The 23,986-nt window shown below is 74.4% G+C and carries 28 protein-coding genes; 17 read left to right on the forward strand and 11 right to left on the reverse strand.

Annotation, left to right across the window (positions count from 1 at the left end):
* Positions 1-34: 34 nt before the first annotated feature.
* The 5 genes from Q2K19_RS24640 to Q2K19_RS24660 all read right to left on the reverse strand — a co-directional run bounded on the left by Q2K19_RS24640 (position 35) and on the right by Q2K19_RS24660 (position 4,227).
* Positions 35-1,087 carry an SRPBCC domain-containing protein gene (locus tag Q2K19_RS24640; protein ID WP_302764119.1) on the reverse strand — a complete coding sequence of 351 codons (1,053 nt, stop codon included), beginning with the start codon at positions 1,085-1,087 and terminating at the stop codon, positions 35-37.
* 61 nt (positions 1,088-1,148) lie between these two features.
* Complete coding sequence (locus Q2K19_RS24645) at positions 1,149-2,480, reverse strand: low temperature requirement protein A (RefSeq protein WP_302764120.1); 1,332 nt, start codon at positions 2,478-2,480, stop codon at positions 1,149-1,151.
* A gap of 67 nt (positions 2,481-2,547) precedes the next feature.
* Positions 2,548-3,183, reverse strand: coding sequence for a GNAT family N-acetyltransferase (locus Q2K19_RS24650; protein WP_302764123.1), 636 nt, complete (start codon positions 3,181-3,183; stop codon positions 2,548-2,550).
* A gap of 48 nt (positions 3,184-3,231) precedes the next feature.
* Positions 3,232-3,573, reverse strand: a complete 342-nt coding sequence (locus Q2K19_RS24655) for an MmcQ/YjbR family DNA-binding protein (RefSeq protein ID WP_302764125.1) — start codon at positions 3,571-3,573, stop codon at positions 3,232-3,234.
* Positions 3,574-3,627: 54 nt separating this feature from the next.
* Positions 3,628-4,227, reverse strand: coding sequence for a TetR/AcrR family transcriptional regulator (locus Q2K19_RS24660; protein WP_302764127.1), 600 nt, complete (start codon positions 4,225-4,227; stop codon positions 3,628-3,630).
* Between the two features lie 104 nt (positions 4,228-4,331).
* Between Q2K19_RS24660 and Q2K19_RS24665 the strand changes: the two genes are divergently transcribed.
* The 5 genes from Q2K19_RS24665 to Q2K19_RS24685 all read left to right on the forward strand — a co-directional run bounded on the left by Q2K19_RS24665 (position 4,332) and on the right by Q2K19_RS24685 (position 8,909).
* Positions 4,332-4,799 (forward strand): MarR family winged helix-turn-helix transcriptional regulator, encoded by a 468-nt coding sequence (locus Q2K19_RS24665; RefSeq protein WP_302764128.1) that lies wholly within the window; start codon positions 4,332-4,334, stop codon positions 4,797-4,799.
* A complete protein-coding gene (locus tag Q2K19_RS24670; RefSeq protein WP_302764130.1) occupies positions 4,796-6,433 on the forward strand; it encodes an MDR family MFS transporter in 1,638 nt (545 codons plus the stop codon). The genes Q2K19_RS24665 and Q2K19_RS24670 overlap by 4 nt, the downstream gene beginning before the upstream one ends.
* A gap of 98 nt (positions 6,434-6,531) precedes the next feature.
* Positions 6,532-7,398, forward strand: coding sequence for a phosphatase PAP2 family protein (locus tag Q2K19_RS24675; protein WP_302764132.1), 867 nt, complete (start codon positions 6,532-6,534; stop codon positions 7,396-7,398).
* 132 nt (positions 7,399-7,530) lie between these two features.
* Complete coding sequence (locus Q2K19_RS24680) at positions 7,531-8,274, forward strand: lytic polysaccharide monooxygenase (protein WP_302764133.1); 744 nt, start codon at positions 7,531-7,533, stop codon at positions 8,272-8,274.
* A gap of 47 nt (positions 8,275-8,321) precedes the next feature.
* A complete protein-coding gene (locus tag Q2K19_RS24685) occupies positions 8,322-8,909 on the forward strand; it encodes a DUF305 domain-containing protein (RefSeq protein ID WP_302764136.1) in 588 nt (195 codons plus the stop codon).
* Between the two features lie 15 nt (positions 8,910-8,924).
* Here Q2K19_RS24685 and Q2K19_RS24690 read toward each other — a convergent pair whose 3' ends face one another.
* On the reverse strand, positions 8,925-9,416 hold the full coding sequence (locus Q2K19_RS24690; protein WP_302764139.1) for an anthrone oxygenase family protein: 492 nt from the start codon (positions 9,414-9,416) through the stop codon (positions 8,925-8,927).
* 113 nt (positions 9,417-9,529) lie between these two features.
* Between Q2K19_RS24690 and Q2K19_RS24695 the strand changes: the two genes are divergently transcribed.
* The 6 genes from Q2K19_RS24695 to Q2K19_RS24720 all read left to right on the forward strand — a co-directional run bounded on the left by Q2K19_RS24695 (position 9,530) and on the right by Q2K19_RS24720 (position 14,056).
* Positions 9,530-10,462, forward strand: coding sequence for an AraC family transcriptional regulator (locus tag Q2K19_RS24695; RefSeq protein ID WP_302764140.1), 933 nt, complete (start codon positions 9,530-9,532; stop codon positions 10,460-10,462).
* 157 nt (positions 10,463-10,619) lie between these two features.
* Positions 10,620-12,203 carry a DHA2 family efflux MFS transporter permease subunit gene (locus Q2K19_RS24700; RefSeq protein ID WP_302764142.1) on the forward strand — a complete coding sequence of 528 codons (1,584 nt, stop codon included), beginning with the start codon at positions 10,620-10,622 and terminating at the stop codon, positions 12,201-12,203.
* A gap of 90 nt (positions 12,204-12,293) precedes the next feature.
* The gene (locus Q2K19_RS24705) at positions 12,294-12,782 is read left to right on the forward strand and encodes a hypothetical protein (protein ID WP_302764144.1); all 489 of its coding nucleotides are present in this window, start codon (positions 12,294-12,296) and stop codon (positions 12,780-12,782) included.
* A 134-nt stretch (positions 12,783-12,916) separates the two neighbouring features.
* Positions 12,917-13,321, forward strand: a complete 405-nt coding sequence (locus Q2K19_RS24710) for a phage holin family protein (protein WP_302764145.1) — start codon at positions 12,917-12,919, stop codon at positions 13,319-13,321.
* Positions 13,322-13,386: 65 nt separating this feature from the next.
* Entirely contained in the window at positions 13,387-13,791 is a 405-nt protein-coding gene (locus Q2K19_RS24715; RefSeq protein WP_302772741.1) for a ChaB family protein, read from the forward strand.
* Positions 13,792-13,879: 88 nt separating this feature from the next.
* A complete protein-coding gene (locus tag Q2K19_RS24720; protein ID WP_302764146.1) occupies positions 13,880-14,056 on the forward strand; it encodes a hypothetical protein in 177 nt (58 codons plus the stop codon).
* Here the strand turns inward: Q2K19_RS24720 and Q2K19_RS24725 are convergent.
* The 5 genes from Q2K19_RS24725 to ccsA are packed head-to-tail and all read right to left on the reverse strand — an operon-like array spanning position 13,995 to position 18,570.
* The gene (locus Q2K19_RS24725; RefSeq protein ID WP_302764149.1) at positions 13,995-14,942 is read right to left on the reverse strand and encodes a cytochrome c-type biogenesis protein CcmH; all 948 of its coding nucleotides are present in this window, start codon (positions 14,940-14,942) and stop codon (positions 13,995-13,997) included. The genes Q2K19_RS24720 and Q2K19_RS24725 overlap by 62 nt on opposite strands.
* Positions 14,939-15,490 (reverse strand): TlpA family protein disulfide reductase, encoded by a 552-nt coding sequence (locus Q2K19_RS24730; protein WP_302764152.1) that lies wholly within the window; start codon positions 15,488-15,490, stop codon positions 14,939-14,941. Before Q2K19_RS24730 ends, Q2K19_RS24725 begins: the two co-directional genes overlap by 4 nt.
* Entirely contained in the window at positions 15,487-17,421 is a 1,935-nt protein-coding gene (locus Q2K19_RS24735; protein WP_302764154.1) for a heme lyase CcmF/NrfE family subunit, read from the reverse strand. Before Q2K19_RS24735 ends, Q2K19_RS24730 begins: the two co-directional genes overlap by 4 nt.
* Entirely contained in the window at positions 17,411-17,800 is a 390-nt protein-coding gene (locus Q2K19_RS24740; protein WP_302764156.1) for a cytochrome c maturation protein CcmE, read from the reverse strand. Before Q2K19_RS24740 ends, Q2K19_RS24735 begins: the two co-directional genes overlap by 11 nt.
* An 11-nt stretch (positions 17,801-17,811) precedes the next feature.
* Complete coding sequence (ccsA, locus tag Q2K19_RS24745; RefSeq protein WP_302764157.1) at positions 17,812-18,570, reverse strand: cytochrome c biogenesis protein CcsA; 759 nt, start codon at positions 18,568-18,570, stop codon at positions 17,812-17,814.
* A gap of 139 nt (positions 18,571-18,709) precedes the next feature.
* Between ccsA and coxB the strand changes: the two genes are divergently transcribed.
* Genes coxB through Q2K19_RS24775 form a run of 6 tightly spaced genes read left to right on the forward strand, consistent with a single transcriptional unit; the run spans position 18,710 to position 23,984 of the window.
* The gene (gene coxB / locus Q2K19_RS24750; RefSeq protein WP_302764158.1) at positions 18,710-19,738 is read left to right on the forward strand and encodes a cytochrome c oxidase subunit II; all 1,029 of its coding nucleotides are present in this window, start codon (positions 18,710-18,712) and stop codon (positions 19,736-19,738) included.
* Between the two features lie 8 nt (positions 19,739-19,746).
* On the forward strand, positions 19,747-21,675 hold the full coding sequence (gene ctaD / locus Q2K19_RS24755) for a cytochrome c oxidase subunit I (RefSeq protein ID WP_302764159.1): 1,929 nt from the start codon (positions 19,747-19,749) through the stop codon (positions 21,673-21,675).
* Complete coding sequence (locus Q2K19_RS24760; protein ID WP_302764160.1) at positions 21,672-22,298, forward strand: cytochrome c oxidase subunit 3; 627 nt, start codon at positions 21,672-21,674, stop codon at positions 22,296-22,298. Before ctaD ends, Q2K19_RS24760 begins: the two co-directional genes overlap by 4 nt.
* Positions 22,298-22,699 (forward strand): hypothetical protein, encoded by a 402-nt coding sequence (locus tag Q2K19_RS24765; protein ID WP_302764162.1) that lies wholly within the window; start codon positions 22,298-22,300, stop codon positions 22,697-22,699. Before Q2K19_RS24760 ends, Q2K19_RS24765 begins: the two co-directional genes overlap by 1 nt.
* Complete coding sequence (locus Q2K19_RS24770; RefSeq protein WP_302764164.1) at positions 22,687-23,595, forward strand: cytochrome c oxidase assembly protein; 909 nt, start codon at positions 22,687-22,689, stop codon at positions 23,593-23,595. The genes Q2K19_RS24765 and Q2K19_RS24770 overlap by 13 nt, the downstream gene beginning before the upstream one ends.
* Positions 23,592-23,984 (forward strand): c-type cytochrome, encoded by a 393-nt coding sequence (locus tag Q2K19_RS24775; protein ID WP_302764165.1) that lies wholly within the window; start codon positions 23,592-23,594, stop codon positions 23,982-23,984. The genes Q2K19_RS24770 and Q2K19_RS24775 overlap by 4 nt, the downstream gene beginning before the upstream one ends.
* Positions 23,985-23,986: the final 2 nt, after the last annotated feature.

The following is a 23,986-nucleotide window of genomic DNA, read 5'->3' on the forward strand; positions in this document are numbered from 1 at the left end:
GCGGCGGGACGCCTCCCGCCGCCGGACGGTCCCGCTACAGCCCGGTGCAGGGGTTGCCGTCGACGGTGCAGCCGTCCGGGGTCTTGGCGCGCAGGTCCGGGTCGCGCACGTCGAACCGGACGGTCGCCGACTGCCCGGCCGGCAGCGGCGCGCCGGTGAAGGTGACCACCGACCCGTCCTGCTCCCAGTCGGCCCCGTTGACGCTGCTGACGGTGGCGCCCGAGGCCAGGGTCACCGTCACCGTCCAGCCCGGCTTCTCGGCGCTGCCGGGGTTGCTGACCACCACCTGGCCCCGGTAGCCGAAGACCCGGTCGGAGACGGTCTCGTAGCGCGCGGTCAGCGCGGCCGCCGGCGGCCGAGTGGGGCTCGCCGTACGGGTCGCTGACAGCGACGGTGTGGGGCTGGGCCGGCCGATGCTGCGGCTGGCGGCCGGCGCGGTACGCGACGGGGTGGCGGGCGGCGTGCTGTTCCTGGCGCTGGGCAGCACCAGCGGCGACGACTCGGGTAGCGGGCGCGCCGCCGTCGGCTCCGGGCGCGCCGCCCACGCGGTCACTCCGCCGGCCAGGAGCACGGTCGTCAGCGCGCCGATCAGCATCGCCCGCCGGCGTCCGGACCGCGTCGGCGTGCGCACGATCGGCAGCTCGGCGGTCAGGTCGCCCTCGGCGCGGCGCAGGTCGACCTGCTGGAAGGCCAGCCAGTCGAGGATCGCCGGCAGCCGGACACCCACGGCCTGCTGGTGGTGCTCCTCGCGGCGGTCGCGCCGGGCGGCGTCCCAGTCGCCCTGCTCCAGCGCCTCGTGCACCGACATCCGGCAGCCGTGGGCGGTGGGCACGAGGGTCGTGGTGACCCGGCTCCGCCGCTTACCCTCCCGGCAGGCCAGCGCGAGCCGCTCCGGCGCCCGCAACTCGAGCACCTCCAGCTCGAGGTCGGCGTCGAAGCCGGGCAGCTCCGCCGTGCGCAGCACCAGCCGCTCCGGGGCCGGCGCCGCCTCGGCGAACCACTTGGCGAGCAGCGTCTGGTCGGTCAGCGCCCGCCAGACCAGATCGCGGGGATGGAACAGCTCGACCTCGGTGCCGATCTCGATCACGCGGAGACTCTACGGCTCGCCGGCTCCGGCCACTACGGACGGTCGGTTCCCGCCCTCGCCGCTAGTCCGCCGGCTGGTCCCGGCCGCCGTCGTGCCACTGGGCGCGGAAGGCGGCCTCGTTGGCCTCGTGGGTGACCTTCTCCTCGAACACCGCCCGGCGCAGCGCGTGCCGGGAGTCCGCCAGCACCACCACCTCGATCGCCACCAGCGCGACGCAGATGGCGGTGAGCAGGCCCAGCGCCGCCAGCGCGGGCCACTGGCGGGCGACGGGCAGTCCGATCGCCAGGGCCACGAGCACGCCGATCCGGGTCCACGTGACGGTGCGCAACGTGCGCCACTGGAACGCCAGGTCCGCGGCCAGGTAGAGCATCACCCCGCCGAAGAGCAACGGTACGGCCGGCCCGTGTGCCCGCTCGCCCACCCCGCCCGCCGGGTCGGTGATCATGCGGACCAGCTCTTCCGCGCCGATGGCGAACAGGATGATGCCGGCGATCATGGGCAGGTAGAGGTAGGCGTACGCGTCGCGGGCCATCGTCACCCGCGGGCCGCCCTGGGCGGCGTGCAGCGCGATCCGGGCGGCCGGACCGATCATGTCGAAGTGCGCCCACCACAGCGCCGCCGTGAACAGGATGCCGAACACGGCCGCCGGGATGGCGGGCCAGGTCACCGGCTTGCCCAGCAGATTGCCGCCGACGCCGACCGAGATCACCGACTCGCCCAGCGCGATGATGAGGATCAGGTCGTAGCGCTCGGTCCAGTGCTCGGCGGAGGTGATCTCCCAACCCGCCGTGCCGGAGAGCAGGCTGCTGCCGTACTGCACGACGACGACCCCGATCCACAAGCCGTCCCGCAGCCACAGCCCGAGGTCCTGATCCCCGACCGCCAGCGGGAGCAGCCCTGCGACCAGCAGCAGCAGCGTGGTGATCACGACCTCGGGGATGAACTGGTACAGCTTGCGGCGGGCCTCCGGCCGGCCCCGGGTGGCGTGCGCGTACAGCGCGACGTGCACGGCTCGGATCACCACGTAGCTGACCGTGACCAGGATCGGTCCGGCGGCGCCCTGCTGGAGAGCGCCGAAGGTCTGCGGCAGGGCCAGCGCGAACGTGAACAGCGCCACCATGCCGATCACCATCAGCACCGGGACGAAGCCCTCACCGAGCCGCAGCCGGCTGGCGACGACACTGTGCACGATCCAGCACCACCAGAGCACGGCGAGCACCAGCATCGCGTGCAGCAGCTCCCGCCCGGTCACGTTGGCGGCGGTGGCCCGGGTGATGATGAAGAACGACACGACGAAGACGAGGTCGAAGAAGATCTCGAACTTGTCCACCCGGGCGGCCGGCGCGACCGGAACGGCCGGCCCCAGCTTCCCGTGCCGCCCCTGGCCCTCCACCGCACGAGTCTCCCAGCGTTGGACGGGTCGCGGAGCCGATTCGGCGGCGCGGCGGGAGGCAGCCGGGTCAGCCGGTGGACCGGCCCAGGTAGGTGAGCGGCCCCGGGTCGGGCACCGGGATCACCTGGAAGCCGAGCCGGTCGTAGAAGCCGCGGGCCCGCACGTTGGCGGTGACCATGCCGACGTGCAGGGCGGGCGCGCCGGCCCGGGCGGCGGCCGCCAGGAACCTCTCCAGCAGTCGCCGGCCGTGACCGCGCCCCTGGTGGCCGGGGAGCAGGTCGATGTGCAGGTGGGCAGGGTAGGCCGTCAGCTCCGGCAGCAGCAGCCGCTCCGGGCGGTGGTGCAGGGCGAGCATCTCCTCGTCCGGGGTGCGCGGCGCGCCGGCCGGCTCGGGGTAGCGGTCCGCCAGCCGGGGGATCCACTCCCGGCGGTAGGCGCGGACGAAGCCCGGGGTGTCCGCGGTGCCGAGGACGTACCCGACCACCCGGCCGGTGTCCTCCAGCACGAACGCCAGCTCCGGTTCCAGGTGCAGGTAGGGGCCGGCGAACAGGTCGGGCATGAGATCGTCGCTGGCGTACCGCCCCCGGGCGTCGTCGCCCGCGTCGGCCGTGCGGACGCAGATGTCGTAGACCGCGTCGTGGTCGGCGGGGCGGTAGGGCCGGATGGTCGCCGTCGACGGAGGCGGCGTCGTCGCGCTGCTCATGCCCGGACCGTACGGCGTGAGACCGCTCTCACCGAACCCCGTGCGGGCTCAGCCGCCGAGCCGCTCGCGAGCGAGGAACTTCGGCACCACCATCCGCCACGCCTCGGTGACCAGCTCCGTCATCTGCTCGTGGTCCAGCCGGTCGAGGTGGCAGCAGACCCAGTGGAAGCGCAGGTCCGACGGGCGGGGGAGGAAGAACAGTTCCGGCTCGGCGGCGATCAGCCCGTCCCGCTGCTCCTTCGGGTAGCCGAAGCCCATGCTCCGCTCGTCCCGGGAGAAGGCGACGTAGACGATCCGGCCGACCCGGAACTTGACCCGGTCGTGGATCAGGCGCTCACTGGTGCGGGGGAGCGTCCGGGCCAGGGCGCGGACGTCGTCGACGGTGACCACGGCACGACGCTAGCCGGACCCTCCGACAGTTCCGCGCGGCGTTCGTCGCCCGGCTCAGCCGGTCGTGGCCGGTGCCGGAGCGGCCGTGGTGAGCGCGGTCCGGAGGGTGTCGACCAGCGGGCGGTCGGGGTGTTCGATCCAGTGCTGGACGGCGACCCGCAGGGTGGCCAGGAAGGTCGCGGCCAGGATCCGGGAGCGCAGCGTCGCATCCGGCCCGGTGAGGCGGGCGGCCAGTTCGCCGGCCAGTTCCCGCTCGATCGCGGTGTACGCGGCGACCTGGTGCGCGAGCAGCCCCGGGTGACCGTGCAGCCGGCGGCGGCGGGTCAGCCACGTCATCGCGCTGTCGTCGTACCCCTCGGTGGCCAGGTGCAGGGCGGCCTGGCGGAGCGCGGTCCACGGCGGTTCGTCGGCTGGCCGGTCGTGGAGCAGGTCGAGCAGCCGGCGCAGCCGCAGGGTGTCGCCGTGGAAGAGGGCCTCCTCCTTGCTGGAGAAGTAGTTGGAGAAGGTCCGGCGGGAGACGTTGGCGGCGTCGGCGATGGCCTCGACGGTGACCCGGTCCGGGCCCTCCTCGGCGGCGAGGCGCAGGGCCGCCTCGTGCAGGGCGAGCCGGGTGGCCGCCTTTTTGCGCTCCCGCAGCCCGGTCGCCTCTGACATGCCGCCCAGCATACGTGATCCGTTTCTCAACGAGCAAAGTTGCACAGTGCGCAAGATTCGTTGATGATTGCTTGGGGCAACCAACGCTGGCCCGGAGGAGGATCGTGAACCCCGCCACCCGCGAACTCGGCATGCGGCTGTACGACCTGCTGACCGGCGTGCGGCTGCTCAAGCAGCATCGGGCGCACCACCGGCCGGCCGTCCCACCCGGGCTGGTCGGCATGCTCCGGCACATCGACCGCTGTGCCACCGGGTGCCAGGCCCGGGAACTGGCCGACCGCACCCGGCTCGACCCGTCCACGGTCAGCCGGGCCGTCGCCGCCCTCGTGGCGGACGGTCTGGTGGAAAGGCACGCCGACCCGTCCGACCGACGGGCCAGCCGCCTCACCCTCAGCGAGGCGGGCCGGACCGCCCTGACCGACACCCAGGACTGGTACGGCCAGGTGCTCGCCCGAGCGCTCGCCGACTGGACCCCCGGCGAGGTGGCGGCGCTGTCCGCCGCGCTCGGCCGGTTCACCCGCGACCTCGAGGTCGCCCTCGCACGCCACGACAACCTGGAGGACGCGCGATGAGCGCACCCACCGTACCGGCCGACGCCGCGCCGATGAGCCGGCGCCGGACCCTGGAAGCACTCAGCGGCCTGCTGCTGGTGCTCTTCGTCGCGATGCTCAGCGGCACGGTCGTCTCGACCGCCCTGCCGAAGATCATCGGGGCGCTGAACGGCTCGCAGACCCAGTACACCTGGGTGGTCACCGCCACCCTGCTCACCGCGACGGCGACCACCCCGATCTGGGGCAAGCTGGCCGACCTGTTCAACAAGAAGATCCTGATCCAGGCCGCCATCGTGGTCTTCCTGGCCGGCTCGGTGGTCGCCGGCTTCGCCCAGAACGCCGGCCAGCTCATCGCCGCCCGTGCCTTCCAGGGCATCGGCGTCGGCGGCCTGCAGGCGCTCGTCCAGGTCGCCATCGCGGCGATGATCCCGCCGCGGGAGCGCGGCCGCTACAACGGCTACCTCGGCGGCGTGATGGCCCTGGCCACGGTCGGCGGCCCACTGCTCGGCGGCCTCATCGTCGACACCTCGTGGCTCGGTTGGCGCTGGTGCTTCTTCGTCGGCGTACCGGTCGCCGTCGTCGCGCTGATCCTGCTGCAGTTCACCCTGAACCTGCCCACCGTGCGCCGGGCGAACGTCAAGATCGACTACCTGGGCGCCACCCTCATCGCGGCCGGCGTCAGCCTGCTGCTGATCTGGATCTCCTTCGTCGACGCCTCCTTCGCCTGGCTCTCCTGGCAGACCGCCGCGATGGTCGGCGGCTCAGTGCTCCTGCTCGCCCTGGCGGTCCGGGTCGAGTCCCGGGCGGCCGAGCCGGTCGTCCCGCTGGGCATCGTCCGCGAGCGCACCACCGCCCTGGCCATCCTCGGCAGCCTCGCGGTCGGCATGGCCATGTTCGGCGGTGCCGTCTTCCTCGGCCAGTACTTCCAGATCGGCCGCGGCTACAGCCCCACCGAGGCGGGCCTGCTCACCATCCCGATGATGGCCGGCGTCCTGCTCTCGTCGATCGTCGCCGGTCGCCTGATCACCGCCAGCGGAAAGATCAAGCCGTACATCGTCGCCGGGTCGATCATCCTGGTCGCCGGGTTCGCCCTGCTCGGCACCATCGACCACGAGACGTCGCTGGTCCTGGTCGGCGCGGCCATGTTCGTCGTCGGTGTCGGCGTCGGCATGACCATGCAGAACCTCGTGCTCGCGGTGCAGAACACCGTCGCGCTCAAGGACATCGGCGCGGCCAGCTCCACCGTCGCGTTCTTCCGCTCCCTCGGCGGCACCATCGGGGTGTCCGTGCTCGGCGCCGTCCTGGCCCGCCGGGTCACCGACCGGATCACCCACGACCTCGCCGCCGCCGGGTTCCCCACCTCCGGTGGGGGAGGCGGCAGCAGCTTGAACCTGACCGCCCTGCCGGCGCCGGTGCAGCAGATCGTCCGCGCCGCGTACGGCGACGCCACCGGGCACATCTTCCTCATCTCGGCGGCCATCGCGGTGGTCGGCATCATCGCCGCGCTGCTGCTCAAGCCGGTCACGCTGCGGTCCAGCCTCGACCTGCCCGACACCGGGCGGTCGGTCGCCGTCGCGGCCGACGCGGTGGACGGGGCGCCGCCCTTCGACGAGGTCACCGTCGAGCCCGTGGCGAAGGATCCGGTACGCCGCTGACGCCGCAGCGCCATCCAGGGCCGTCGCCGTCACCGGCGGCGGCCCTGGCCCTGCCCGCGCGGGCCGGTGCCCGCCGGCCGTGACCGAATCGAGGAGCTGTGGACACGACGGAGGCCGGGTCCGGCCGGGCGGCCGCCGAGCGGTGGCGGTCCGGGCCGGTACGCCGGGCGGCCCGGGAACTGGCGCTCGTCGCGGCGCTGTTCCTCGCCTACAAGGCGGGTCGGGTCGCCGCGGCCGGCCGGACATCCACCGCGCTGACCAACGGGGAGCGGGTGTGGCGGCTGGAGCGCCTGCTCCACCTGCCCGACGAAGCCCTCCTCCAGCACCCGCTGCTCGCCCACGACCTGCTGATCCGGCTGGCCAACTGCTACTACGCCTGGGTGCACTTCCCGGCCACGGCCCTCTGCCTGGTCTGGCTCTACGCCCGCCACCCGGCGCACTACCGCTGGATCCGCCGCGCCCTCGCCGCGCTCACCGCGGCCGCGCTGGCCCTGCACGTTCTCGTCCCGCTCGCCCCGCCGCGGATGACCGGGCTGACCGGCCTGGTCGACACCGGCAGCCGGTACGGGCCCGCCGTCTACGGTTCACCCGAGGCCGACACCCTGAGCAACCAGTACGCCGCCATGCCGTCCCTGCACGTCGGCTGGGCCCTGGCCGTCGCCGTCGCGCTCGTGGCCGTCACCCCCGGGCGGCTGCGCTGGCTCTGGCTGGCGCACCCCCTCGTCACCCTGCTGGTGGTCGTCGTCACCGGTAACCACTACTGGCTCGACGGCATCGTCGCCACCGTCCTCCTCGCGGTGATCCTGTCGCTCCTGCCCCGGCCGGACCGCCGCCCGCCGGTCGTGCCGGCGGCCCGACGCACCCGCCCGCACCTGGTGGCGACCCGGCGCCACGGCGATGTCCGGCGCCCGCGTCCCCGCCGCCCACCGAGCCGGGCGGGCTCGATGGACGGCGGTCGACGGTAGGGGCGGCTCCCCGGCCCCGCTCCTGGTCACCGCCGTGCTCGCGCCGCGAGACGTATAGACAGGAGTCTTTACTGTTAACAAGGTTTAATTTATGTTCATGGGTATCTTCTCCCGCCCGAAGGAGTGCCCGTCATGCGTCGAAGACTCACCCTGCCGCTGCTCACCACAGGCGCCGTCGGCGCCACCCTGGCCGTCGCCGCGCCCGCCCAGGCCCACGGCTACGTCTCCGCACCGCCCAGCCGGCAGGCGCTCTGCGCCCAGAACCGGGTCCCGGACTGCGGCCAGATCAAGTACGAGCCGCAGAGCGTCGAGGGCCCGAAGGGTCTGCGCAGCTGCCACGCCGGCATCGCCCAGTTCGCCGTGCTCAACGACGACAGCCGGAACTGGCCCGCCACGGCGGTCGGCAGCACGGTGACCTTCACCTGGGTCAACACCGCCCGGCACGCCACCGCCAACTGGGAGTACTGGATCGGGAACACCCGGGTGGCCGCCTTCGACGGCGGCGGCCGCCAGCCCGAGGCGACCGTGTCGCACACCGTCAACCTGAGCGGATACCCGGGGCGGCAGAAGCTCATCGCCATCTGGAACATCGCCGACACGGCCAACGCCTTCTACTCCTGCGTGGACCTGCAGATCGGGTCGGGCGGCGGCGGTCCGACGCCCAGCCCCACTCCGACGCCGTCCCCGACCGCTCCGTCGCCGACGCCCAGCCCGACCACCTCGCCCGCGCCGGGCGGCACCTGGACCGCCGGTCGGGCGTACCAGGTCGGTGACCTGGTCACCTACAACGGCGTGACGTACCGCTGCCGCCAGGCGCACACCGCGATCGCCGGCTGGGAACCGCCCAACGTGCCCGCGCTGTGGCTCCCGCTCTGACCGCACGGGTGCGGCGTACCCCCGGCGTGCGCCGCACCCGTCCCACCGTGCCCGATCGGAGTGCCGGCCTGCGTCGCGTTCTCACCGCCGCCCTGCTGGCGGTCCTGCTGCCCGCCGCCGGCTGCGCCCACGAACCGGCGCCGCCGCACTCCGCGGCGATCCCGTCCGCGGCGGCCGCCGCGACCAGCGGCATCGACGTGCTGTTCCTGACCATGATGGTGGCGCACACCGAGCAGACCCTGCAGATCGTCCGGCTCGGGCTCGACCGGGCGACGGACCCCCGGATCCGTACCCTGATCGCCGCCGTCGAGGTCACCGAGACCGACGAACTGGCCACCATGCGCGGCTGGCTGCGCGAGGCCGGCCCGTCCGCGGCGGCCGCCGCCGCCCGGCACGACCACACCGCCCACAACGACGCCGTGGCCGGGCTCGCCCGGCTGCGTGCCGCCCGGCCCGGCGCGGTCGACGAGGTGCTGCTCGACGTGCTCGGCAGGCACCAGCGGACGGCATCCGACCTGGCGCGGGCCCAGGTCCGCGCCGGCACCAGCGAGCGGGTCCGCGAGCTCGCCCGGCGCATCGAGCGGTCCCGCGGCGCCGAGGTCGAGCTGATGGCCACCTTCCGCACCCGGCCGTGACCCCGGCAGCGCCGGTCAGCCGCCCACGGACCGGGCGACCAGCAGCGCCCCACCGAGGCAGCCGAGCGCTGCCGTATTCAGCACGGCCCGGACCACGTTCCAGCGCACCCAGGTGCTCTCGAAGCTCGCCCGCAGCTCGCCCGGATCCGCCCCCGGGCCGCCCGCCGCGAGACGGTCGTTGAGCGGCACGTTCACCGCGGCCGTCACCGCCAGCACGAGGCCGTAGAGCACCAGGGCGGCGACCAGCCAGGGCAGCGGGGTCCGCCGGTCGGCGGGCAGGTGCAGCAGCACGGCCGCCAGCGTGCAGAGCAGGGCGCCGCCGAAGCAGAGCGCGAACCAGCCGTTCAGGATGACCGCGTTGATGGCGCGCATGCCGGTCACGAAGGACCGGTCGTCCACCCGGGACAGTCCCGGCATCACCGCGTACGCGAAGCCGGCGAACAGCCCCGCCATCAGGCCCGTGGTCACCGTCGCCAGCAGCAGCACGGCCGTGCGCAGCGCGTTCACCGGGCACCGCCCCGGTCGCGGACTTCGATCATGGATCGATTCCAGCGCAGGACCACCGGCGCCGGCCATGGCCGGGACGCTCCGGCCCATACGCGGGCGTCTAGGCTCGCCCGATGGACGTCCTCGCCGACGTGCTCCGGGGGCTGCGGGCCCGGGACGCCTTCCTGCTGCGTACCGTGATGGACCCGCCATGGTCGATCCGGGTCTGCGACGCCGCCCCGCTCAGCGTCACCACGGTGGTCCGGGGCACCGCCTGGGTGGTGCCGGACGCCGGCGAGCCGGTGCCGCTGCACCCCGGGGACGTCGCCGTGCTGCGCGGGCCCGACCCGTACACCATGGCCGACCACCCGGACACGCCGCCGCAGGTGGTGATCCACCCGGGCCAGCGCTGCACCACCCTCGGCGGGCAGGACCTCAACGATTCGCTGGCTCTCGGGCTGCGCACCTGGGGCACCCGGGCGGACGCCGCGGCGGCCCTGCTCACCGGCACGTACGCCAGCAGTGGCGCGGTGGGCGCCGGTCTGCTCGCGGCCCTGCCGCCCCTGCTGGTGCTCCCCGCCGCCGACGCCGAGCTGCCGGTCGTCGCGCTGCTCGCGGCGGAGCTGCACCGCCCGGAGCCCGGGCGGGAGGCGGTGCTGGACCGGCTGCTCGACCTGCTGGTCATCGCGGTGCTGCGTACCTGGTTCGGCGGCCCCGGCGCGCGGCCGCCCGGCTGGTACCGCGCCTACGCCGACCCGGTGGTCGGCGCCGCGGTGCGGCTGATCCAGGGTGATCCCGCCCACTGCTGGACGGTGGCCGGGCTCGCCGCCGCGACCGGCGTCTCCCGGGCCGCCTTCGCCCGCCGCTTCACCGAACTGGTCGGTGAGCCGCCGATGGCCTTCGTCACCGGCTGGCGCCTCGCGGTCGCCGCTGACCTGCTGCGGGACACCGAGTTGACCCTCACGGCGGTGGCCCGCCGGGTCGGCTACGGCAGCCCGTTCGCGCTCAGCGCCGCCTTCAAGCGCCAGCATGGCGTCAGCCCGCGCGACTACCGGGCGACCGCCTGAACCCGGCCCACGGAGACCCCGGGTCCGATAAACCGCGCGCCGACTGTCGGAGGCGCTGGCTACGCTGCCTGCGGACCTCGCTCAGCGGGCGTCCATCACCCCGCGCCCCGGTGCGGCGCCGCCACCACCCCGGCCGGATCGAAACAGGAGATTCTCAGTGACACAGCAAGCTGTCGCGACATCGAACAAACTCGACGCCGCGGTGCTGAAGGTGGCGGGCGTCGTCGTGCTCGGCGCGATCATGTCGATCCTCGACGTGACGGTCGTCAGCGTCGCGCTGCCGACGTTCCAGACCGAGTTCGGCGCCTCGTACGCCCGGGTGGCGTGGACGATGACCGGCTACACCCTCGCGCTGGCGACGGTGATCCCGCTCACCGGTTGGGCCGCGGACCGGTTCGGCACCAAACGGCTCTACATGGCCGCGCTGGCCCTGTTCACCATCGGGTCCGGGTTGTGCGCCACCGCGGACTCCATCACCGAGTTGATCGCCTACCGGGTGCTGCAGGGCCTCGGCGGCGGCATGCTCATGCCGCTCGGCATGACGATCATGACCCGGGCGGCCGGCCCGCACCGGATCGGCCGGCTGATGGCCGTCCTGGGCATTCCGATGCTGCTCGGCCCGATCGGCGGTCCGATCCTCGGCGGCTGGCTGATCGACACGGCCAGCTGGCACTGGATCTTCCTGATCAACCTGCCGATCGGCGTCATCTCGCTCGTCTACACGGCGCTGGCCCTGCCCAAGGACAATCCCGAGCCGTCGGAGTCGTTCGACTTCCTCGGCATGCTGATGCTCTCGCCGGGCCTGGCCCTGTTCCTCTACGGCATCTCCTCGCTGCCCGAGGCCGGCACGATCGCCGAGACCAAGGTGTGGCTGCCGGTGCTGGTCGGCGCCGCGCTCGTGGTGGGCTTCGTCCTCTACTCGTTCAAGCCCAAGCATCCGCTGGTGGACCTGCGGCTGTTCGCCAACCGCAACCTGACCATCGCCTCGGTCACGCTGTTCGTGTTCATCATCGCGTTCATGGGCGCCGGTCTGCTGTTCCCGAGCTACTTCCTGCAGATCCGCGGGGAGTCGACGCTGACCGCCGGCCTGCTGATGGCGCCGCAGGGCCTCGGCGCCATGGTCACCATGCCGGTCGCCGGCATGCTCGCCGACCGGGTGCCCGTCGGCCGGACGGTGCCGTTCGCGCTGGTGCTCATCGCCGCCGGCTTCTTCACCTTCACCCAGGTCGACCCGCACACCTCCTACTGGCTGCTCTGCGGTTCGCTGTTCGTGATGGGTCTGGGCATGGGCGCCACGATGATGCCGATCATGACCTCGGCGTTGAAGACCCTGCACGCCCAGGAGGTGGCCCGCGGCTCCACGCTGGTCAACATCCTCCAGCAGATCGGCGGCTCGGTCGGCGCGGCCGTGATGTCGGTGATCCTCACCAACGAGCTGAACGGCTCCCGGCCCATCCCGGGCGTGACGGACCCGAGCGGCAAGCCGGTCACCGAGGCCGCCCTGGCTATCGCCACGCAGCAGCGCCCGGAGCTGACCCAGCAGTTCCCGGTGCCGCCGTCGCTGATCGAGAAGGGGCTGGACTTCGCGGCCCACTCGTTCGCCACCACCTTCTGGGTCGGTTTCGCGCTCGTGCTGCTCACCTTCATCCCGGCCGCGCTCCTGCCGCGCCGGAAGCAGCCGTCGCAGGTGCCCGACGACCCGCAGGGCGAGCAGCTGCCGGTGCCGGTCGGCCTGCACTGACCGTTGGCCGGGCCGCCAGGCACACGCTGGCGGCCCGGCCCGGCCCGGTCGGGGCGGCGTCGGCGCCCCGGAGCTGGCATGCTGCCTGCCATGCGTGACACCGCTCACCTGGCCGGCTTCTTCGCCGCGCACGGCATCTGGTGCGTCTCCGACGGCCAGACCCTCGTGCCGCTGCTCGGCTACGAACAGTCCGACGGCAGCCGCGGCATGGAACGCTTCGCCGCCGACGACCTCGCCGACGCCGCGCGGGCCGGCCAGGAGGCGCTGCGCGGCAACCGACACGACGCGGACCGCGCGGTGCTCGTGGTCGACGGCTACCTGCACCTCGACACCGGTCGCACCGACGCCCTGATCGTCAAGGCCGTCGACCATGCCGGCGCCCGGTCGCTGACCCTCGCCGTCCCGTACCGCCCGCAGCAGAGCCCGGCCGGCTTCGCCGTGCACCGGCCCAAGTTCATCGAGGTCACCGGCGTGGCGGGGCCGGACCAGCGGGCCGTGGCCGAGGCCTTCTTCGCCGGCGTCGAGTCGCACGAGCAGGCGGCGGCCGTCTGGCACGACCACCTCGACCAGACCGGCTGAGCCGCCGGGCCCGGACCGAGTGCCGCATCCGCGCATGCCGGCGCGCTCCGCGGGTAGGCACCGGCACTGCTACGAGCGGAGGGAGGGCCGCGATGGGCGGTGCCGCCGCGAACCAACCGGCAGGACCCGGGCGAGTGGCCAGCCCGGCCGACCGCCTGGCCGAGGACGTGGCCGAGGTGGTCCGCGCGGAGGTACGCGCGGTGCGCAGCCAGCTCGCGGACGCGGCCCGCCCGGCCGGGCTCGGTTTCGTCCTGCTGGCCGCCGCCGGCGGCTGTGCCGTGCTGGGCGTGGGAGCCGCGTCCACGACGGCGCTGCGCATGCTGGAGAGCTTTCTGCCGCGCCGACTGGCCGCGGCCGGCCTCACCGGCGGCTACCTGCTGGCCGCGGTGCTGCTCGGTCGGGTGGGACTGGACCAGCTACGCGCCGCCGGAGGCAGTTCCGCGCGGCTGGCCGACGAGGTCCGGGACGCCGTGTCGGCCACCGCCGGACGGGTGGTGCCGGCCGGGTCGTCCGCCGCGCAGGACGAGCTCCGGCGCTGAGGCGCGTCCGCGATCGACCGCTTCTGGAGGACACCGTGTCGGACAAGCACGAGCAGGCCGAGGAGATGCGGCACGAGGTGCCGTCGACCGTCGCCCGGTCCGAGGACAAGGCGGTCCGGACCTACAAGAAGACCCTCGAGTCCGCCGAGCAGACCTACGGCGACGGGGAGCGCGCGCATCGCACCGCGTTCGCGTCGCTGAAGCACACGTACGAGAAGGTCGGGGACCACTGGGAGCGCAAGGAGCACAAGGGTCCGTCCGATCTCCAGGCGGCGCAGGGTGCCCCCGCGGCGCAGGAGCGGCCTCGCCCCACCGCGCAGGGGGTGGACGCCAACGCCAGCAAGGGGCACCTCGAGGCGGTGGCCCGCAAGGTCGGCATCGAAGACCCGGCGGATCTGGCCAGGGACGACCTCGTGCGGGCCATCGAGAAGGCCAACGCCCGGGCCACCGCGCGGGCTCGCAAGCGCTGAGGGCAGGGCGCCACCGGGCGCCGTTTGGTTGTGCTCCGGGCGGGTAGGGCAGCCGGCGAGCGGACAGGAGAGGCGGCACGAGATGGGCATGGGTCGGATGGGTGACGTGCTGGTCGGTGCGGCCGGCGACGTGGCCGGCGCGGTGGTCGACCCCCGGCAGGGGCTCAGCCGGTTGCGCGCGGCAGGCCCCGCGCGCGCCCTGGTCACCGCGGGGGCGGGTCTGGTGATCGGCTACCTGGTGGCCCGGTCCCGGCGCCGCCGCTGACGCCGCCGATCAACCGGCTGATCTCCGCGGCGGCCGGGTGTCGCGGGGCGACGGCCAGGAAACGCCGCAGGGTCCGGTCCGCCTCGGCGGGGCGGTCGGTGCGTTCGGCCAGTCCCAGCACGAGCAGCCCGTCGGGCGAGTCCGGGGCGTGGGCGAGCACCTCCCGCGCGGTTCCCGCCGCCCCCGCCGAGTCGCCCGCGCGCAACAGCGCGAAGCCCAGTCGTAGCCGCAGCATGTCGTCGGGGCGGTCCCGCAGCGCCTCCCGGTACAGCTGGGCCGCGGCGTCGTACCGGTGCTGCGCCTCCAGGTCACCGGCCAGCTGCACGGCGACCGCCACCGGGTCGGCCGGGGCGGCCGCCGGCGCGGCGGGACGGGCGAGACGGTCGGCGGCGACCGCCACCGTCGCCACCAGGGCGACCAGCCCGAGGGAGAGTGCCCGCCAGGCGCGCCGCGCGGCCCGGGGGTCCGGTGGCGGCGCCGGCCCGGCTGCGGCCCGGCGCGCGCGGGGGCGCAGCGTCCGGACGGCGGCGTACCCGCCGCCCAGCAGGACGAGCAGGGGTACGCCCCAGAGCAGCAGTTCCGCCGTGCGGACCGGCGGATCGGTGAGCACGTCGGGGCCGTAGCGCGCCACGAACCACCGGCGGATCTCGGCGCGGTCCCGTCCCGCGGCGACCTGGTCGGCCACCGCCTGCCGCATCGCTGCGGCGATCGGCGAGTTGGAGTCCGCCACCGACTCGCCCTGGCAGGCCGGGCAGCGCAGTCCGGCGGCGACCGCCCGGACCGGGTCCGGCCCGGTGTGGTCGCCGGCGGACCGGGCGAGCCCCACGGCCGCGGCCAGGGTCAGCGCGGTGAGGACGAGCGCCACCAGGGCGCGCCGCCGGCTCACCCGGTCAGCAGCGGGCCCACCCGCTGCTCCAGCCACTCCCGGGTGACGACGCCCCGCTGACGGTCGACGATCCGGCCGGCCCGGTCGATCACGAACGTCTCCGGCACGCCGCGCACGCCCCAGTCGACCGCCCGGGTCCCGTCCGGGTCCGGCAGCACGGTCAGCCGGGTCGCCCCGGTCTCGGTGAGCAGCGACCGGACGGCCTCGGCGCCGTCCCGGATGTTCAGCCCGACCAGTCGCAGGCCCTGCGGGGACCAGCGCCGTTCGGCGTCGACCAGCAGCGGCAGCTCGTCGCGGCAGGGGCCACACCAGGACGCGAAGACGTTGACCAGCACCACGTGTCCGCGGGCGTCGGCCAGGTCGAAGCGGCCGCCGTCCAGGGTGGTGCCGGACAGCGCGGGAGCGGGGGCGGGTGGCCCGGCGGTGGCCGTAGCGGTGGTCGGTGTCGCCGGGGCGCGCAGGCCGAGGGCGAGCAGCGTGCCGACGGCCGCGGTGAGCGCCAGCCCGACGACCTGCCCGGCCCGCAGCCAGGCCGGCCGGCGGATCACCGGGCGGCTCCGGAGCCGGCCGCGACGGGCGTGGCGCCGACCTCCGTCGGCGCGGTCGGCCGGCGCCGGGGACCGGCCGCGCCGACCGCCGCCATCAGGCCGCCCAGGGCGGTCAGCCCACCGCCGGCCCAGAGCAGCCCGACCAGTGGGTTCACCGCCAGCCGTACGGTCGCGCTGCCGCTGTCCGGGGCGACCGCGAGCAGCGTGACGTACGTGTCGCGGAGCGGGCCGGTGTCGATCGCCGGCACGGTGACGGCGGTGTCCCGGGCCGGGTGGTAGCGCAGGGCCGGTGTCGCGGTGCGTCCCGTGGACAACCGCAGCCGCGCCCGGGCCGACATGCCGTCGCTGCCGCCCGCACGGTCGACCCCGATCAGGCGCGCGCTCACGTCGGCGACCCGGATCGTCTCCCCGGTCCGGATGGTCCGCTCGGTGTGCCGGCCGTACGCCGAGGACCCGGCGACGCCCACCGCCACCAGGGCGATGCCGGCGTGCGCGACCAGCCCGGCCAGGCGGGACGGCCGCCGGAACGCGCCCGGCCCGCGCAGCCGTTCGACCAGTTCGCCGGCCAGGCCGGCGAGCACGAACGCGGCCGCGCCGAAGGCGGCGAGCGCGGGCGGTCCGGGGCGGCTGAGCAGCCCGGTCGCGGCGACGGTTGCCAGGGCGGCGGCCGTGGGCAGGACGAGCCGGCGCACGGCCGCCGCCCGGTCCCGCACCCGCAGTGCCGGGGTCACCCCGGCGACCAGCAGCAGCACGACCGCCAACGGCACCGCGGTCCGCTGGTAGTAGTCCGGCCCGACCGAGACGCGGGGGCCGCCGAGCGGTCCGGAGAGCAGCGGCAGGACCGTGCCGATCAGCACCACCGCGGCGATCGTCACCAGCAGGACCCCGTTGACCAGCACCGCGGTGGTCCGGGACAGCAGCGGGGGGCCGGTGCGGGTGGCCGGCGTGGGTGGGCGCCGCCCGACCACCAGGGTCGACCCGACGACCGCCAGCAGCACGAAGCCGAGGAGCAGGGGGCCCAGCGGTGAGTCGGTGAAGGCGTGCACGCTGGCCACGGCGCCGGATCGGGTGAGGAACGTGCCGAGCAGCACCAGCAGGAAGCTCGCGCAGGCCAGCGCGGTGTGCCAACCGGCCCGCCCGGCGGCGCGGGCCAGCCCGGTGTGCAGGAACGCGGTGGCGGTCAGCCAGGGCAGCAGGGAGGCGTTCTCCACCGGGTCCCACGCCCAGTAGCCGCCCCAGCCCAGCACCGCGTACGACCACCAGGCGCCCAGGCCGATACCGGCGGTCAGCGCGGCCCACGCGGCCAGCGCCCAGGGTCGGGCGGCGCGCAGCCAGCCCCGGCCGTCCGGCCCGGCCAGCGGCGCGGCCAGCGCGAAGGCGAACGGGACGACCAGACCGACGTAGCCGGCGTAGAGCAACGGCGGATGCACCCCCATCGCGGGATGCTGCTGCAGCAGCGGGTTCGGCCCGGGCCCGTCGGCGGGCACCGGGTCGACCGCCCGGAACGGGTTCGCGGCGAAGCTGGACAGGGCGAAGAAGAACAGGGTGACCACGCTGACGACGACCATCGCGTACGCGTGCAGCCGGGGCGGGTACACGCGCCGTGCCAGCAGCGCCGCGTAGCCACCCAGCACCAGCAGCCACAGCAGCAGCGACCCGTCGAGGGCGGACCAGAGACTGGTCGCCGTGTAGTACAGCGGCACGTGCCGTCCGCCGTTCTCCGCCACGAACCTGACGCTGAAGTCGTGCCGGAGCAGCGCCACCTCCAGCAGGGCGCAGGCGGTGGCGGCGGCGGCCAGGGTGAGTGCGGTGCCGGCCCGGGCCGGCCGGGTGGGCGCGCCGAAGAGGGCCGCCCGCAGCCAGAGCAGGGCGGTCAGGGTGGCGCAGCCGAGCCCGGCCGCGAGGCTGAGCGTGCCGAGCTCACCGAGCATCGACCGGTCCGGCGGTGGACGGGCGGTACTCGTTGCCGTGCCGGACCAGGACCTGGTCGGCGTGGAAGATCCCGTCGGTGGAGAGGCTGCCCTCGACGACCGCGCCCTGGCCCTCGCGGAACGTCTCCGGGGGCATGCCGCGCTGCTGCACGGTGATCTCGTGCCCGCCGTCGCCCAGGCGGAACACCACGAGGTCGCCGTCGCGGCGCAGCGACCCGGGCACCACCTCACCGCCGAGGCGGACCCGCTCCCGGGCGGCGGCCGGGTCCGCCAGCACCTCGGCGGGGGTGCGGTAGTAGGTCAGGGTGTCGCGCAGCGCGGCGGTGACCAGCAGCCCGCCGGCGGCGACCAGCACGGCGACCAGGGCGGTCCCGCCCACCCGGCGGCGGTTCATCCGACCCGGGCCGGCAGGCGCCGGGCGGCGGGAGAGGCGGCGGTGGCCGAGCCACGTTCCAGCCGGACCACCCGGTGCAGCAGGACGCAGAGCGCGGCGAGGGTCGCGGCGGCCACGGCCAGCAGCAGCGCGACCCCCAGCCGGGGGTCGATCGGCGGGCGCTGCGGGGCGAGCACGGTCGCCTGCTGGTGCAGCGACCGCCACCAGACCACGGAGAAGTGCACCACGGGGACGAGCAGGAATCCGGCCACCCCGATGATCGCGGCCGGGCGGGCCACCCGGGGGTCGGCGTCGTCGCGCGCCCCGGTCCATTCGCCCAGCGCGCGCCGCAGGGCCAGGTATCCGGCGTAGGCGAGCAGCAGCAGGGCGGTGCTGACCAGTCGGGGGTCCCAGGCCCACCAGGTACCCCAGACCAGGTGCCCCCAGAGCGATCCGGTGCCGATGGCGGCGGCGGTGAGCACGACGCCGATCTCCGCGCCGGCCCGGGCGAACCGGTCCCAGCGCGGGTCGCCGCCGATCAGGTAGGCGAGGCTGGCGGCCAGCACCACGCCGAACGCGGCGTAGGCCACCCAGGCGGCGGGCACGTGCAGGTACATCAGCCGTTGTGCCTGGCCCTGCACCTGGTCCGGGGGCGCCAGCCAGCCGCCGGCCAGTGCCGCCGCCGCGGCCAGCCCGCCGGCGAGCCAGGCGAGGGTGCGGCGCGCGGCGGCCCCTCGGGCGGTGTCCGCGACAAGGTCCAGCGTGGAGGCTGACATGATCTCCCTGTCCGCGCCCGCGCTGGCGCTTGACGGATGGGCGGAAGTGCGCATCCACCATAAGGTGCGTGAATCGCCCGATGCCCCGTATCGCCATAAAAGGGCGGTAACCGGCTGACCCGGTCTAATGTCCGTCCCGGTGGAGACCCCAGCGCAGACCACGTCGAGCGCGGCCGGACGGCAGCCCCGGCCGCGCCCGTTGCTCGCCGCGTCGGCCATGCTGCTGCTGCTCGCCGGCTGTGCCGGCGACACCCCCTCCGCGCTGAACCCGGCCGGCGCCGGAGCGTCCCGGGTCGCCGGCCTGTGGTGGCTGCTCTTCTGGCTCTCCGTGGCGGTGTTCGCCGAGGTCATGGCGTTGCTCGCCTGGGCGCTGGTGTTCCGCCGTGGCGCGGCCCGGGTCCGCCACGGCCAGCCGCTGCGGTTCGTCACGATCGCCGGAGCCGGGCTGCCGTTCGTCATCCTCGTCGCCGTGTACGGCGTCGGCCTGCGCGACCTCGCCGCGCTCGGCGCCGGCCCGGGCCGGGACGCCCCGACCGTGGAGGTGACCGGCCACAAGTGGTGGTGGGAGGTGCGGTACGACGGCACCTCCGGCGCCACCGCCAACGAGCTGCACATCCCGGTGGGGGAGCGGATCCGGGTCCGCCTGCGCACCGAGGACGTGCTGCACAGCTTCTGGGTGCCCCAGCTCATGCCGAAGACGGACCTGATCGCCGGCGAGACCCGGGAGACCTGGCTGCGGGCGGAGCGGGCCGGCAGCTACCGCGGCCAGTGCGCCGAGTACTGCGGCACCCAGCACGCCCACATGGCCTTCCTGGTGGTGGCCGAGCCGCGCGCCGACTTCGACGCCTGGCGGGCCCGGTTGGCCGCCTCGGCGCGTACGCCGAGCACCGCGGCCGAACGGCGCGGCCAGCAGGCGTTCGTACAGGGCACCTGCGCCGCCTGCCACACCGTGCGGGGCACCGCCGCGCAGGGGCGGGTCGGGCCGGACCTGTCCAACGTCGGCTCCCGCTGGAGCATCGGCGCCGGGGCGGTGCCCAACGACCCCGGGCACCTGGGCGGCTGGATCGCCAACTCGCAGACGGTCAAGCCCGGCAACGCCATGCCGCCGCAGCCGGTCGACGCCGCCCGACTGCCGGACCTGATCGCGTACCTGCGGTCGCTGGAGTAGGTGCCGCGATGTCCACCACCACCGGCACACCCACCGGCATCGACCGGGACGACCTGGCGCGCCTGGCCGCGCACTGGGGCGAGCCCGCCTCCCTGCGGGCCTGGTTCAGCACCGTCGACCACAAGCGGATCGGCCGGCGCTACCTGGTCACCGCCGGGCTCTTCTTCGTCCTGGCCGGGCTCAGCGCCCTGGTGATGCGGACCCAGCTCGCCCGACCCGAGGCGGGCGTCGTGTCGCCGCAGGAGTACAACCAGCTCTTCAGCATGCACGGCACGGCGATGATCTTCCTGTTCGCCACCCCGATGCTCTTCGGCTTCGGCAACTTCCTCGTCCCGTTGATGATCGGTGCCCGGGACATGGCCTTCCCGCGGCTGAACGCCTTCGGCTACTGGGTGTTCCTCTTCGCCGGGCTGTTCATGTGGGCGAGCCTGCCGTTCGGGGCGGCGCCGAACAACGGCTGGTTCGCCTACGTGCCGCTCAGCGGCGCGCAGCACAATCCCGGCCTGCACATGGACGTCTACACGCTCGGCCTGCTCTTCCTCGGCATCTCCACGACCTCCGGGGCGATCAACTTCATCGTCACCGCGCTCAAGCTGCGCGCGCCGGGCATGTCCCTCAACCGGGTGCCGTTGTTCGTCTGGGCGATCGTCGCCACCGCGTTCATGGTGATCTTCGCGTTGCCAGCGCTGAACGCGGACAACGCGATGCTCTTCCTCGACCGCCGGTTCGGCACCCACTTCTTCGACCCGTCCGCCGGCGGGAACGTGCTGCTCTGGCAGCACCTGTTCTGGATCTTCGGGCACCCGGACGTCTACATCATCGTGATGCCGGCGCTGGGCATCGTCTCCGCGGTGCTGCCCGCGTTCACCCGCCGCGGCGTGGTCGGCTACCCGCTGATCGTGCTCTCCATCGTGTCCATCGCGATCATCTCGTTCGGGGTGTGGGTGCACCACATGTTCGCCACCGGGCTGCCGCAGCTGTCCTACAGCTTCTTCAGCGCGGCCAGCTCGATCATCACCATCCCGTCCGGCATCCAGATCTTCGCCTGGTTGGCGACGATGCTGCTCGGTCGGCTGGTGCTCAAGGTGCCGCTGCTGTTCGTCATCGGGTTCGTGGTGACCTTCGTGCTGGGCGGCCTCACCGGTGCGATGTTCGCGGTGACCGCGTTCGACCAGCAGGTCACCGACTCCTACTTCGTCGTCGCGCACTTCCACTACGTGCTGATCGGCGGCGCGGTCTTCCCGATGCTCGCCGGCATCTACTACTGGCTGCCGAAGATCACCGGGCGGATGTACCACGAGCGGCTCGGCCGGTGGGCATTCTGGCTGGTCTTCGCCGGCATGCACGTCACCTTCTTCCCGATGCACCTCGCCGGCCTGTTCGGCATGCCACGCCGGGTCTACACCTACCGGACCGAGCCGGGCTGGGACGGCTGGAACCTCGTCAGCACCCTCGGGTCGTACCTGCTCGCGGTCGGACTGCTGCTGGTGCTCGTCGGCGTGGTGCACGCGGTGCGCCGGGGGCGGCCGGCCCCGCCCGACCCGTGGGACGGCGACAGCCTGGAGTGGGCCACCGCGTCGCCGCCCGAGCCGTACAACTTCCCGGTCATTCCCCGGGTGCACAGCCTGCATCCGGCGTGGGACGAACGCACCGCCGAGTCCACCGGCGCGGGAGCGACCGAGGACCGCATCCTGAGCGACGGGCGGCGCACCCTGTTCACCAGCGAGCTGGACGCCCACCCCGAGCGGGTGGTGGACATGCCGGAGTCCACCCTCAAGCCGCTGCTGCTCGCCGGCGCGCTGCTGGTCTTCTTCACCGCCATGTTGCTGGCCTGGTATCCGGTGGCGGCCGGTGCCGTGGTCGTGGTCGTGGCGACGATCGCGGTCTGGTTGTGGCCGCCCCGCCGGCCGGACGAGGAGTCGGGGGTGTCGGCATGACCCAGCGGGGCCCGGTGGTGGCGGCCACCAGCGCGGAAGCGTTGAGCACCGAGTTGCCCGTCGGCCGGTCGACCGGCTGGTGGGGCATGGTGATGTTCGTGGTCACCGAGGCCACCCTCTTCGCCTGCCTGCTCGGCAGCTACTACTACCTCCGCTTCCAGTACGGCCCGCACTGGCCCCCGGACGGCATCGACGCCCCGGCGTTGCGCACCCCGCTGGTGATGACCGCGGTGCTGGTGCCCAGCAGTCTGCCCGTGGTGTGGGCGGAACACGGCATCCGGCGCGGCCAGCGGTGGCGGCTGCGCTGCGGGCTGGCCGCCACCATGCTGCTCGGGCTGATCTTCCTGGCCCTGCTGGTCGGCGAGTACGCCGAGAAGCTCCGGCAGTTCACCATGACCACCGACGTCTACGGCTCGCTGTTCTACCTGGTCACCGGCTTCCACGGGCTGCACGTCCTGGTCGGGCTGACCATGATCGGCTGGTTGCTCGCCACCTCCCTGCGCGGCGGTAGCTTCGGCCCCCAGCGACACGAACGGGTGCGCAACGCCGCCATCTACTGGCACTTCGTCGACGCCGTGTGGGTCGCCATCCTGTTCACCATCTACCTCTCCCCGCGACTGTGATGACCGACCGGACCGACGCCCGCGCCCGCCGCACCGGCGGGCTGCTGCTCTGGTACGGCGTGCTCGGCGGTGCCGTCGCCTGGGCGGTGCACCTGCTCGTCGCCTGGCCGTTGGACGAGCTGGCCTGCGCCGCCGGCGCGGAGACCGTCTCCGCCGTACCGCTCGCGCAGGCCGTCTGGCTGGCCGTGGCGATCCCGGCCCTGGTCGCCATGGGGTCGCTGCTGGTGGCCGCGCTGGCCTGGCGGCGTACCACGGCGGCCCGGTCGGGCGAGGCCGGTGACCGGGCGATCGACCGGTCCCGGCTGCTCGCCGTGGTGGGGGTGTGGGCGAACCTGCTCTTCCTGACCATCATCGTGCTCGGCGGGGTCGCCGTGCTGGTGCTGCCGCCATGTCAGCGCTGACCCTCGACCGGGCCCACGGGGCCGGGCCCGCCGCGACCGGCGAGGCCCTGCTGACCATGCTCACGGTCGTCGCGGCCTGCCTCCTGGCCGCCGGATACGGGCGAGGCGTGCAGGAGCTGTGGTCCCGCCGCGGCGTCGGCCGGATCCTGCCGGCCTGGCGGGTGACCGCCTTCGGCACCGGGGTCCTGGTGGCGCTCGCCGCCGACCAGGGGCCGGCCCACCGGCTGGCCGAGGCCTCCCTCGCCGGGCACATGGCCCAGCACATGCTGCTCCTGCTGGTCGCCGGGCCGCTGCTCGCGGCCGGCGCGGCCGGCCTCCCGCTGAGCCTGGCCGCGCCGCCGTCGCTGCGCCGGCTGCTGGCCCGCGGGCGGGCGGCCGCGCCCGTCCGCCGGCTGCGTCGGCCGGCAACTCTCGCGCTGGTGGCCGGCGCGGCGCAGACCGCCGTCCTGTGGTTCTGGCACTTGCCCGGCCCGTACGTCGCCGCGGTCGACCGCCCGCTGCTGCACTTCGCGGAACACGGATGCTTCCTGGCGGCGGCCTGGCTGTTCTGGGCGCCGGTGCTCGGCCCCGCCCGGCACCGCACGCCCGCCCCGGTGGCCGTGCTGCTGCTGGTCGGCGCCATGCTGCCCGGCTCGGCGCTCGGCGCCGTGCTGACCTTCGCCCCGCAGCCGATCTACCCGGCCCGGGTCCTGGCCGCCGATCCGCTCACCGACCAGCAGCTCGCCGGGCTGCTGATGTGGGCGCCGATGGACCTGGTGGCGCTGGTGGTGGCCCTGGGCGTGTTCCTGCGGTGGCTGCTGCGGATGGGTCGGGACCGCCCCGGCGGCCTGCTCCCGGACCCGAGGCGGGTGGCCGGACCAGCGGTCGAGGCCGGATCGGAGGGGATGGCCCGATGAAGCTCAACCGAACGCTCTGGGCCCTCGGCGCGCTCCTGGTCGGCCTGCCGGCCGTCGCGGCGAGCGGCTGCTCGTCGTCCGCCGCGCCACCGCCGCCGGAGTCGCGCGCCGGACGGCCCGACCGGGGTGCGGCGTTGATCGCCCAGTACGGCTGCGGCTCCTGCCACACCATTCCCGGTGTGCAGCGGGCCGACGGGCTGGTCGGTCCGCCGCTGACCCGGTTCGGCGCCCGCTCGTACATCGCCGGCGAACTGCCCAACAACGCCGACAACCTGCGGCGCTGGATCTCCGACCCGCAGGCCGTGGAGCCGGGCACCGCCATGCCGAACCTCAGCGTCAGCGCCATCGACGCCCAGGACATCGCCGCCTACCTGTACACCCTGGACTGACC

The organism is Micromonospora sp. NBRC 110009, assembly GCF_030518795.1.
Classification (GTDB): Bacteria; Actinomycetota; Actinomycetes; order Mycobacteriales; family Micromonosporaceae; genus Micromonospora.